This window comes from Streptomyces albiflavescens, from assembly GCF_014645835.1.
GTDB lineage: Bacteria > Actinomycetota > Actinomycetes > Streptomycetales > Streptomycetaceae > Streptomyces > Streptomyces albiflavescens.
The window spans coordinates 221,505-233,130 of the sequence record NZ_BMMM01000002.1; the positions used below are offsets into that span (position 1 = coordinate 221,505).

At 70.7% G+C, this 11,626-nt stretch carries 12 protein-coding genes; all 12 read left to right on the forward strand.

Annotation, left to right across the window (positions count from 1 at the left end; translation table 11 throughout):
* Nucleotides 1-112: 112 nt before the first annotated feature.
* On the forward strand, nucleotides 113-1,033 hold the full coding sequence (locus IEY95_RS06000; RefSeq protein WP_189184822.1) for a hypothetical protein: 921 nt from the start codon (nucleotides 113-115) through the stop codon (nucleotides 1,031-1,033).
* A 309-nt stretch (nucleotides 1,034-1,342) separates the two neighbouring features.
* Entirely contained in the window at nucleotides 1,343-2,113 is a 771-nt protein-coding gene (locus IEY95_RS06005; protein ID WP_189184823.1) for a GntR family transcriptional regulator, read from the forward strand.
* 173 nt (nucleotides 2,114-2,286) lie between these two features.
* Nucleotides 2,287-3,411, forward strand: coding sequence for a TIGR03364 family FAD-dependent oxidoreductase (locus IEY95_RS06010; protein WP_189184824.1), 1,125 nt, complete (start codon nucleotides 2,287-2,289; stop codon nucleotides 3,409-3,411).
* Entirely contained in the window at nucleotides 3,405-4,124 is a 720-nt protein-coding gene (locus IEY95_RS06015; protein WP_189184825.1) for an HAD family hydrolase, read from the forward strand. The genes IEY95_RS06010 and IEY95_RS06015 overlap by 7 nt, the downstream gene beginning before the upstream one ends.
* A complete protein-coding gene (locus tag IEY95_RS06020) occupies nucleotides 4,121-5,173 on the forward strand; it encodes an ABC transporter ATP-binding protein (RefSeq protein ID WP_189184826.1) in 1,053 nt (350 codons plus the stop codon). Before IEY95_RS06015 ends, IEY95_RS06020 begins: the two co-directional genes overlap by 4 nt.
* Before the next feature lie 43 nt (nucleotides 5,174-5,216).
* Complete coding sequence (locus IEY95_RS06025) at nucleotides 5,217-6,203, forward strand: 2-aminoethylphosphonate ABC transporter permease subunit (protein WP_229702612.1); 987 nt, start codon at nucleotides 5,217-5,219, stop codon at nucleotides 6,201-6,203.
* Nucleotides 6,190-6,987: an ABC transporter permease gene (locus IEY95_RS06030; RefSeq protein WP_189184827.1), complete on the forward strand. Its 798-nt coding sequence runs from the start codon at nucleotides 6,190-6,192 to the stop codon at nucleotides 6,985-6,987. Before IEY95_RS06025 ends, IEY95_RS06030 begins: the two co-directional genes overlap by 14 nt.
* Nucleotides 6,988-7,074: 87 nt before the next feature.
* Nucleotides 7,075-8,157, forward strand: a complete 1,083-nt coding sequence (locus IEY95_RS06035; protein ID WP_189184828.1) for a 2-aminoethylphosphonate ABC transporter substrate-binding protein — start codon at nucleotides 7,075-7,077, stop codon at nucleotides 8,155-8,157.
* Between the two features lie 295 nt (nucleotides 8,158-8,452).
* Nucleotides 8,453-8,641, forward strand: coding sequence for a hypothetical protein (locus IEY95_RS50585; RefSeq protein WP_373294436.1), 189 nt, complete (start codon nucleotides 8,453-8,455; stop codon nucleotides 8,639-8,641).
* Nucleotides 8,642-8,751: 110 nt separating this feature from the next.
* A complete protein-coding gene (locus tag IEY95_RS06045) occupies nucleotides 8,752-9,531 on the forward strand; it encodes an HAD-IIA family hydrolase (protein WP_189184829.1) in 780 nt (259 codons plus the stop codon).
* Nucleotides 9,532-9,871: 340 nt separating this feature from the next.
* Entirely contained in the window at nucleotides 9,872-10,411 is a 540-nt protein-coding gene (locus tag IEY95_RS06050) for a hypothetical protein (protein ID WP_189184830.1), read from the forward strand.
* A 1-nt stretch (nucleotide 10,412) separates the two neighbouring features.
* A complete protein-coding gene (locus IEY95_RS06055) occupies nucleotides 10,413-11,078 on the forward strand; it encodes a class F sortase (protein ID WP_189184831.1) in 666 nt (221 codons plus the stop codon).
* Nucleotides 11,079-11,626: the final 548 nt, after the last annotated feature.

Here is an 11,626-nt window from a genome sequence, read left to right on the forward strand (position 1 = left end):
GCGGACCGGCGGGGGCAGGTGGGCGTGGCAGCGTCATGGGTGCCGTTGCCCGATATCGCCTGATGATTCCGGTCCCGATTCCTCCTGTCCCCGATCGGCCGAAGGCCCCCTCATGCGACTGCGCAAGTCCCTCCCACTCGCTCTGACCGCGACCCCCGCCCTGGCTCTCGCGCCCGCCCCCGCTCTCGCGCTCACCCACACCCCCGTCCCCGCGAGCCCCCGTCCGACCTGCGCCGCCCCCGACACCCGGGACTTCCCCATCAAGACCCGGATCCACGGCGGTCCCGCCACCTATGACGTCGGCGGTGACTTCCGGACCTGGTACATCGACCTCACCAACACCACGGCGCACTCCTGCGCCAGCATTCACCCGATCGTCGTGCTCGTGGACGCCAAGGGCGTGTTGCGGCCGGGGCAGGCGCGGTTGGAGTTCTACGAGGGGGAGCGGACGCATCCGGTGACGTTCGAGACGAGCGACGAGGCCGAGAACGTGGGGGCGTTCGACGACGGGTTCCCGGGGTTCACCGTGGGACCCGGGCGGACGCTCACCGTGAAGGTGCGCCTCTCTGTGACCTCCGACGCGACCGCCCCGAACGACGTCGTCGCGAACGCGGCGGTCGTGCAGCGGCACAACGACGACGGGGACTGGGTGGGGGAGTCGAACGAGTACCGGTTCCGCATCCAGGACGAGGCACAGAGCGAGAGCGAGAGCGAGAGTGGGATCGGGAGCGAGAGCCCGCGCCCGAGCCGGAGCCCGAGCCCGAGCCGGAGCGGGAGTGAGAGCCCGAGCGCGAGTGAGAGCACCGGCCAGGACGCCGGCGCCGCGGTCGGGGTCGAGTCCAGCGCCGACTCGGGCGGTGGTGACGGGCGTGGCGGCAACGCCACGCAGGATCAGGTCCCGTCCCCGGACGAGTTGGCCCGCACCGGCCCGGGCGCGGGCCATCGGCTCGGCGTGGCGGCCGGCCTCGTGCTGTTCGTCGCGGGAGCCGCCCTGTTCGCCGTGACGCGCCGGGTACGCCTCCGCCGTCGCTGATCCCTGCCGCCTCGTGTGCCACCCGTGTCGTCTCCTGTGTCACCGGTCGGCTCCTGCGGCACTTGTGCCGCCTCCTGTGTCACCGGTCGGCTCCCTGTGTCGTCTCCTGTGCCACCGGTGGGCTCCCGCGGTACCTGTGTCGTCTCCTATGCCACCGGTGGGCTCCCGCGGTACCTGTGTCGTCTCCTGTGCCACCGGTCGGCTCCTGCGCCACCCGCGTCACCTGTCTCATCGCCGTGACCCGGCTCATCGGTGTCACCTGTGCCACCTGGACCTCGCGGCGCGAACCCCATCTGCGACGATCCCCCCGTGGACTACCCGAACGACCAGGCCCCCGGCGCCCCCGTCCGCTCCGGCATCCCGGAGCACGGCCGTATCCCGAAGTACTACGCGGTGAAGGCGCACATCGCCCTGTTGATAGAGGAGTTGGGCGAGGGGGGCCTCCTGCCCACCGAGCGTGATCTCGCGGAGAAGTACGAGGTCGCCCGCGAGACCGTGCGCCAGGCCCTGCGTGAGCTGCTGCTCGAAGGGAGGCTGCGGCGGCAGGGGCGCGGGACGGTCGTCGCGGGACCGAAACTGGAGCAGCCGCTCTCCCTCGCCAGCTACACCGAGGGCGTACGGCGTCAGGGGCGCACCCCCGGACGTACGCTCATCTCGCTCGACCGCTTCCCCTGCCCCGAGGCGCTGGCCGCCGAGGCCGGGCTCACGCGGGGCGAACCCGTGTGGCACATGGAGCGCGTTCTGCTCGCGGACGACGAGCGGGTCGGGCTGGAGAGCACGTACGTCGCCGTGGCGCGCGTACCGGGGCTGGACCGTGACTTCGACCCGGACTCCTCCTTCTACGCGTACCTCCACGAACGGCTCGGTATCGCGTTCGGTGACGCCGACGAGCGGATCGAGACCGTGCTGGCCACCCCGCGCGAGGCCCTGCTCATCGGGACGCCGCCCGCGCTGCCGATGCTGCTGATCCACCGGGTCTCGCGGGATACGGAGGGGCAGCCGCTGGAGCGGGTGCGGACGCTGTACCGGGGAGACCGCTTCTCCTTCACGGCCCATCTCGGTGCTCACCTCGGCGGCTGATCCCAGCAGGTTCCCCTGTTTGCGCGGATTCCAGCCGTGATCGGGCGGGCTTCGCCCCGCCCCTTTTTTGATCACGCCAAGATAACGGGTCTAGCCCAAACGTGATGGGCAGTTCACCATCTGGTTGCCGGTCGGACCCTTCCGATTCCCCCGTCCCGAGGAGCGTTGCCGTCGTGAGAGTGATAGTCGTCGGAGCCGGAGTGGTGGGCACCCTGCACGCCTGGCATGCAGTGGAGCGCGGCCACGAGGTCGTACAGATCGAGCGTGAGGCGGAGGCCCGCGGGGCCTCGCTGCGCAACTTCGGGCAGATCTGGGTGAGTGGTCGCGCCGGAGGAGAGGAGCTCGAAACCGCCCTGCGGGCAAGGGAGTTGTGGGAGGCGATCGGGGCGCGTGTGCCGGGGCTCGGGTTTCGGGCGTGCGGGTCGCTGACCCCCGTACGGGGAAACCTCGAACTCGCCGTCGCCGAGGCCGCCCTGGCCCGCCCGGACGCTGCCGCACGCGGCTACAAGCTGCTCACGGCGGACGAGGCGCGCGGCATGAACCCGGCACTGCGGGGCGCGTTCGACGCCGCGCTGTACTGCGAGCGCGACGCCGCCGTCGAGCCGCGCACCGCCCAACTGGCTCTCCGGGAAGAGCTGCTGCGGTCCCCGAACTACACCTTCCTGCCGGGGCGCGAGATCCGTGACGTCGTCGGTGAGAACGCCGTGCGCGACGACCACGGGGAGGTGCACACCGGTGACGTCGTCGTGCTGTGCACGGGGGCCTGGCTGAGCGGTCTCGTACGGGAGTTGGCGGGGCCCGAACTGCCCGTGCGGCGCGTACGGCTGCAGATGATGCAGACCGATCCGCTCGGTGAGCCGCTCACCACCTCCGTCGCCGACGCGGACAGTTTCCGCTACTACCCCGCGTACCGCAGCCCCGCCCTCGACGAACTCGACGCGCACCAGCCGCAGGCCGAGACCGCCGCCACGCACCGGATGCAGCTGCTCATGGTGCAGCGCGCGGACGGCGGGCTGACCATCGGCGACACCCACGAGTACGAGCACCCCTTCGCCTTCGACACCCTCGAAGACCCCTACGACCACCTCATCGAGGTCGTCGAGTCCTTCCTCGGACGGCCGCTGCCGAAGATCCGGCGCCGCTGGGCGGGGGTGTACGCGCAGTGCACCGACCCGAGCCGGGTCGTGCACCGGCAGCGCGTACGGGGCGGGGTATGGCTGGTCACCGGGCCCGGTGGGCGCGGTATGACCTGTTCGCCCGCCATTGCCGAGACAACCGCCAACGAGCTGGGATGGTGACCGAGTTGAACCCCCTACGTCTTGTCGTCCTCGACATGGCCGGCACCACCGTCGCCGACGGCGGGCTGGTGGAGCAGGCCTTCGCGGTCGCGGCAGGGGAGCTGGGCGTCGAGCCCGGCTCCGCCGATCACTCCGAGAAGCTCGACTACGTCCGGGCCACCATGGGCGAGTCCAAGATCTCCGTCTTCCGGCATCTGTTCGGTGAGGAGGCGCTCGCCCAGCGCGCCAACTCCGCCTTCGAGAAGGCGTACGGGGAACTCGTCGACGGCGGGCGGATCGCGCCGATCGCCGGGGCGCGCGAGGCGATCGAGGAGCTCATGGCGGGCGGGCGGACGGTCGTGCTCACCACCGGGTTCGCCCGCGTCACCCAGGACGCCATCCTCGACGCCCTGGGCTGGCGGGACCTGGTGCCGCTCACGCTGTGCCCGGCCGACGCGGGAGGCCGGGGGCGGCCGTACCCCGACATGGTGCTGGAGGCCTTTCTGCGGACCAAGGCCGCCGAGGGCGTCCAGCAGGTCGCCGTCGTGGGCGACACCTCGTACGACATGCTCAGCGGCGTACGCGCCGGCGCGGGAGTCGTCGCCGGGGTGCTGACCGGGGCCCATGACGACCAGGCGCTGCGGGCCGCCGGGGCCGGGCATGTGCTCGGTTCCGTGGCCGAGCTGCCCGCACTGCTCGACGGGCCCGCGCTGCGCGACGGAGGCGGGCGATGAGCAGCGGTATCCGCTTCGACCGGGTGTCCGTCGCGTACGGGGGCAACACGGTTCTCGACTCGCTCGACCTCACCGTCGAGCCCGGCGAGGTGATGGCGCTGCTCGGGCCGTCCGGGTCCGGGAAGACGACCGCGCTGCGGGCCGTCGCCGGATTCGTGCGGCCCGCCTCCGGGCGGGTGCTCATCGGCGACCGCGACGTGACCGATCTGCCGCCGTACCGGCGTGGGATCGGCATGGTGGTGCAGCAGTACGCGCTCTTCCCGCACATGCGGGTCGAGGACAACGTCGCCTTCGGGCTCAAGGCGCAGAAGGTGGCCAAGGGCGAGATCCGCGGACGGGTCGCCGAGGCGCTGGAGATGACCGGGATGGCCGCCTATGCCCGGCGGTACCCCCGCGAGCTGTCCGGCGGGCAGCAGCAGCGCGTCGCCATCGCGCGGGCGCTTGCCATCCGGCCCGGTGTCCTGCTCCTCGACGAGCCGCTGTCCGCGCTCGACGCGCAGTTGCGGTCCGGGATGCTCGCGGAACTGGCACGGCTGCACCGGGAGTTGCCGGAGGTGTCCATCCTGTACGTCACCCACGACCAGGTCGAGGCGCTCACCCTGGCGGACCGGATCGCCGTCATGGATAAGGCGCGGTTGCAGGATGTCGGGACGCCGCAGGAGTTGTACCGGGCGCCGCGGACCGAGTTCACGGCGTCGTTCGTGGGCAACGCGAATCTGTTGCCCGTGACCGTGGCCGCGGACGGGGTTTCCTTCGGCGGGGTCGAGCTCAAGGTCGATACGGGGGGTGCGACGCGGGGCGCCTCGGCCACCCTGTGCGTACGGCCCCATCTTGTGGGGCTGGGTGCGGGGCCCAACCAGGTCGTCGGGACCGTGAGTGAGATCCAGTGGCGGGGGGCCACGCATCGGCTGTACATCGATGTGGACGGCCATCGGGTGATGGCGGATGTCCGTGAACTTCGCGAGCCGCCGGGGCACGGGGAGTCCGTGACTGTGTACTTCGCGCCCGAGGATGCGGTGTTGCTGGCCGCAGGGGTGACCGATGGGTAGGCCCAGCGAGCCCCCGGTGACAAATGGCCCGGCGGCGGTAGCTGTGCCCACCCTCCCCCAAGCTCTCGACTCCGCTCGAGCAGGGGGGACCCCCATCGCCCTGCGGAACGATTGCCCACAGCGGGACCAGCCGGACCAGCGGGACCAGCGGGACCAGGCGGACCAGCGGGACCAGGCGGACCAGCGGGACCAGCGGGACCAGCGACCGGGGCCGTATCAGGCGTACCTGTGGGCCCTGCCCCCCGTCGTCGTCCTCTCGCTCGTCTTCCTCTATCCCCTCGCCCTCGTCGTCCAGCAGTCCTTTCAGCCGGACTCGGGTGGTACGTCCGCGCAGGCCTACGGTGACGTGTTCGCCTCTGCCGCGTTTCGGGAGGCGCTCGGGACGACCGTGTGGCTGGCGTCGGGGTCGACGGTCGGGTGTCTTGTGCTGGGGTTCGTGCTGGCCCTGGTCATCGCGTTCGTGCCGTTCCCCGGGGGGAAGGCCGTCGCCAAGTTCATCGACGTGTTCCTCTCCTTCCCCTCCTTCCTCATCACCCTCGCGCTGCTGTTCATCTACGGCACCGTGGGCATGGCGAACGGGCTGTGGACGGACGCGACCGGTGCCGCCGAGGGGCCGTTCCAGTTCCTCACCACTCCGTGGGGTGTGCTGCTCGCCGAGGTCACGTACTTCACCCCGTTCGTGATGCGGCCGCTGCTCGCCGCCTTCTCGCAGATCGACACCGCGCAGTTGGAGGTGGCGTCCTCCCTGGGGGCACGGCCCGCCCGGATCGTGCGGCAGGTGATCCTGCCCGAGGCGCTGCCCGCGCTCGCGGCCGGCGGCAGCCTCGTCCTGGTCCTCTGCCTCAACGAGTTCGGGATCGTGCTGTTCACCGGGGCCAAGGGGGTCACCACCCTGCCGATGCTCGTCTACAGCAAGGCGATCCTGGAGTCCGACTATCGGGGCGCGTGTGTGGTCGCCGTCGTCAACGTCCTTATTTCCGTGGGGCTCTACGTCCTCTACCGGGTGGTGAGCCGCCGTGTTGGTGCATAGCCGCAAGGGGAAGTGGGCCACCTGGGCCGTCTTCTTCGTCCTCTTCCTGCCCTTGTTCGCCCTGCCGCTGCTGGTCGTCCTCGCCGCGTCCTTCGCCACGAACTGGTCGAGCGCGTTCCCGTCCGGCTTCACCACCGGGCACTACACGGCCGCCACTCGCGGCGAATCGCTCCAGGCGCTGACCACCAGCCTGGTCACGGCGGTCACCGCGAGCCTGCTCGCGCTGCTTGTCGGCACCTGGGCGGCGCTCGCCGCGCACGCACTCGGGAAGCGGGGCAGGCGGGTTCTGGACGCCCTGTTCATGCTGCCGGTCGCGGTGCCCTCGGTCGTCGTCGGCCTGGCCGTCCTGGTCGCCTTCTCCAAGCCGCCGATGCTGCTCAACGGCACCCGGTGGATCGTCATCCTCGCGCACACCGTTCTTGTCACGGCGTTCGCCCACCAGTCGGTGTCGGCCGCCATCGTCCGTCTCGACCCGGCGTACGCGCAGGCCGCGGCCTCGCTCGGCGCCCGGCCCTCGTACGTGCTGTGGCGGGTACGGCTGCCGCTGCTGCTGCCCTCGCTGACCGCCGCCGCGGGGCTCTGCTTCGCCCTGTCCATGGGCGAGTTGAGCGCCACCATGATGCTCTACCCGCCGGACTGGACCCCACTGCCGGTCCAGATCTACGCGGCCACCGACCGCGGAGCGCTCTTCACCGGCTCCGCCCTCGCGGTGGTCCTCATGACCGCCACGGTCGTCGTCCTGTTCGTCGTCTCCCGGATCCGCACCAAAGCGACCTATCGCTGATCCATCGACCCGCGCCACACCAGCGGCTCGCCTTCCGCTGATCCACCAACCCTCGCAAGAGAACGAACGCAAGGAGTTCGCCTCGCCATGCCCAGAAACTCGCGCCTCAAGCCGATCGCCGCCGTCCTCGGCAGCCTCGTCCTCGCCTCCTCCCTCACCGCCTGCGGCGGCGAGTCCGCCGCCTCCGACGCCAAGGTCGTCACCGTGTACAGCGCGGACGGCCTCAAGGGCGAGAACGGCGACGGCTGGTACGACCAGGTCTTCAAGGACTTCGAGAAGGAGACCGGGATCAAGGTCAAGTACGTGGAGGGGGGTTCGGGCGAGATGGTCCAGCGGGCCGTCCGCGAGAAGACCAACCCGCAGGCCGACGTCCTCGTCACCCTGCCGCCGTTCATCCAGCAGGCCGACGGCAAGGGGCTGCTGCAGAAGTACGCCCCCAAGGGCTCCGACCAGGTCGACGGCGCCGACAAGGCGGCCGACGCCACCTGGACCTCCGTCGTCAACAACTACTTCGGCTTCGTCTACAACAAGAAGGAGCTCAAGCAGGCGCCCACCACCTGGGACGAGCTGCTCGACACGACGTACAAGAACAAGCTCCAGTACTCCACCCCGGGTGTCGCCGGCGACGGAACCGCCGTGCTCATCAAGGCGATCCACGACTTCGGCGGCAAGGAGCCGGCGCTGGCCTACCTGAAGAAGCTCCAGGCCAACAACGTCGGCCCGTCCGCCTCCACCGGCAAGCTCGCCCCCAAGGTGGACAAGGGCGAACTCCTCGTCGCGAACGGCGACGTCCAGATGAACTACGCGCAGTCCAAGGACATGCCGAACCTGGGCATCTGGTTCCCGGGGGCCACCGACAAGGCCGCCGACGCCGCCGGAAAGCCCACCACCTTCGCCCTCCCGTACGCCGGGGGGCTCGTCACCAAGGCCCCACACTCGGAGAACGGCAAGAAGCTTCTCGACTTCATGCTCTCCGCCAAGGCCCAGCAGCAGGTCAGCGAGATCGGCGGAGGCTTCTCCGCCCGCAAGGACGTCAAGGCCACCGACGCGAACGCCATCGCCCTGACCAAGCTCATGGACGGCGTCGAGGTCTTCGAGCCGGACTGGGCCGACATCGACAAGAACCTCCAGTCGTACGTCGAGGACTGGAAGTCGGCCACCGGCAGCTGACCTCTCCCGCACAGCGCTCCACCCGCAACGCCCCTGGAACCACCGGGGGCGTTGCCATGCCCGAACACGCCGCAGCCCCTCATCCGTGCCCCACACCACTCCCCTCGACGGAGGATCCCGTGTCGTCACGCAGGCACCCTGCTGAACCGGATCAAGGACGCCGACGCCCCGAATCTCGACGCCCTGACCTTCACGCACACCCCGCCCAGCGGCTGGTCGGTGGACAACTCCGTGATGGGCACGGGCGGGGTCATCGAGTGGCGCGGCTGGTCCTTCACCACGGACGAAGGGCGAGGTGCTCGTCTCCTACGACGGTGCCGCGCCGGTCCCGGTGCGGACGTACACCGCCGACGTGTCCTCCCGTACGGAGGCCATCGGCCTCCAGGTACCGGCCGGCGCGACGACGGCCCGCGTGCGTTTCCGTTACACCGGCGGCAACAACTGGTACTGGGTGATCGACGGAGTGGCGATCAAACAGGCCTGACGAGATGGCGACCGTACGGTCCTGACTAGGCTGTGGGCGTCGGCACAGCGTCGTTCCGGCGCCCCCGGATCGTGTGCGTACGTACGCCAGGACGGCAGGAGACCCAGCACATGTCAGAGCGCAAGCCCATCGAGTCATGGCTCACCGACATGGACGGTGTGCTCATCCACGAGGGTGTGCCGATCCCCGGCGCAGACGCCTTCATCAAGAGGCTGCGGGAATCCGGCCGACCCTTCCTGGTGCTCACCAACAACTCGATCTACACCGCTCGCGACCTGCACGCCAGGCTCCAGCGCATGGGCCTTGACGTCCCGGTCGAGAACATCTGGACCTCCGCGCTGGCCACCGCCAAGTTCCTGGACGACCAGCGCCCCGGCGGCACGGCGTACGTCATCGGTGAGGCGGGCCTGACCACGGCACTGCACGACATCGGGTACGTCCTCACCGACCACGAGCCGGACTACGTGGTCCTCGGCGAGACCCGTACGTACTCCTTCGAGGCGATGACCAAGGCGGTCCGGCTGATCAAGGGCGGCGCCCGCTTCATCGCCACGAACCCCGACGAGACGGGCCCGTCCACGGAGGGCCCGCTCCCGGCCACCGGCGCGGTCGCCGCGCTCATCAGCAAGGCGACCGGCAAGCAGCCGTACTTCGCGGGCAAGCCGAACCCGCTGATGATGCGGACCGGCCTGAACGCCATCGGGGCGCACTCCGAGACCAGCGCGATGATCGGCGACCGCATGGACACGGACGTCCTGGCAGGTCTGGAGGCCGGGATGGAGACGTTCCTGGTACTCACGGGACTGACCACTCCCGCGGAGATCGAGCGGTACCCGTACCGGCCGTCGAAGGTCGTGGACTCGATCGCGGACCTGGTCGACCGGGTCTAGGCCCTGTCGTCAAATTCCCGTCTGCCCCGCGACGCCATGCACGCACTCTCGCCGCACCGGGCACAGACCCAAGTACATCCAGTACGAGGGCCTGTGCCCGGCACGCCGAGAGCACGCACCTGACGCCGCAGGGCCCGCCCTCCGGGCGGACGACGGGAATTTGACGACAGGACCTAGGGCCTGTCGTCACGCGCACACCGGGCGGGATCCGGAACGCGGAGCCGACCCTCCCGGCCCGGGCGCGGCTAAACCATTCACAACTCGTACGGAGCAGTCGCGCCCCTCTGAAGATGCGCGCCGCCGTCCCGAGGGGGAGTCTCCAGGTATCTGGAGGTTCACGATGCGCTCAATGCGACTCACTCTCTGTGCCGGGGCGGTGGTCGCGGCCGCGTGCACACCCCTCGCGTACGCGGCCGACGACGGCGTCTCCGTGACGCCGTCGTCCCCGGCCCCCGGCAGCGACATCCAGCTGCGCGCGACGGGCTGCACGGACCAGGCGGGCACCGCGAAGTCGGCTGCCTTCGTGACGGACGCGCAGCTCACCGGCCAGGGCGGCGGTGTGCTCCTCGGCGAGACACGCGTGCCCACCTCGCTCACGCCCGGCACGTACGCGATCAAGGTCAGCTGCGACGGCGACGACGGCAAGGTCGGCGGCACGGTCGTCGTCGTACCGCAAGGCGGTTCGAACGCGGCCGTGCCCGCCTCACCGGTCGCGCCCGTGCAGGCGGGCGGCGGCGGCACCGCGCGCTTCGCCTCCGTGGACGCCAAGGCGACCGGACCCGGTACCAAGCAGGCGGTGATCGGCCTCGTCCTCGCGAGCGTCGCCGCGGTGGCCGTGGCGCTGCGCAGCGCACGCCGAGGCCGCGACAGCCGCGACTGACATGTCCGAACGGGAGCGTTCCGCCGGCGCCGGGCGTCTGATCACCGGTGTCGCCTGGGTCGTGCTGCTGCTCGGTCTGTGGCTGTGGGGCCGCGAGGTGACGGACGCGGGCCAAGGCATAGCGGCGCCGACCACGGGGGACATCGCGGCCGTCGGGCGGCCGCCGGAGGTGAGCCTGCCGCCCGCGGTGAAGCCGCTCGGGAACGCGCGGCCGCAGCGCATCGACATCCCGGCGATGGGGGTGCAGGCACCCGTCGTGGCCCGCGGGCTCGACGCGCGGGGCGCGATCGATCCGCCGCCGTTCGACCAGTCGGGCGTGGTCGGCTGGTACGCGGCCGGGACGAAACCGGGGGCCGCCGGTACCGCGCTGTTCGTGGGGCACGTGGACACCGAGACCAAGCCCGCGGTCTTCTACAAGCTCAGCACGATGCGGCCGGGCGACAGCGTCCGGGTGATCCGCGACGACGGTACGGTCGCCGAGTTCACCGTGGACGACGTCCAGGTCCTCCCGCGCGACGGCTTCGATGCCCAACAGGCTTACGGAGTGCGCGAGTCGGGGCGGGCCGAGCTGCGGCTCATCACCTGCGGCGGCGCGTTCGACCGGGTGAGCCGCACCTACACGGCGAACGTGATCGTCTCGGCGTACCTCACGGGAACGGGCCTCTGACACCCACCGGAAGCCGATCGTGAGCCGGATGCGAACCGCAGCCCGGATGCGAGTCCTGTGCGAGCCGGGTGCAGCCCGGATGCGAGTCCTGTGCGAGCCGTACCTGGCCCGGTCGACGGCCCGCTCCCCCCGAGACCGCCGACCGGGCTGGTCCTCGACCGCGCGCGCACGGGCTGCGGGAGTAACCCGGCGACCGGCGCGGGAGGTTCTGGGGGCCGTCTGCGAGGCGCGGGCGGACGGCGCAACTGGCTGGGGGCTGGGGTCGTTTGAGGCAACTGTAGAACGGATCAGCGTTCCGGCCTAGAGGTTGTTTGACGCCAAGTCGACCATCCGTGGCTTTGTGTTATCCGCGCAGGTGGATGGCCGCTTTTATGGGAGCGTTCAGGTGGACCGCGGCGGCTCGCCCCCCAGATCGTCCCGGTCCACCGAGCCGTCGATCACCCCCGTCGCGACCTCGTCCAACGGCAGCCGGTGCCGGCGCGTACCGGCGCAGCGTCATGAAGGCCTGGTCGACCCTCGTCCCCTCGCTCAACCGCGCCTACCCGGAG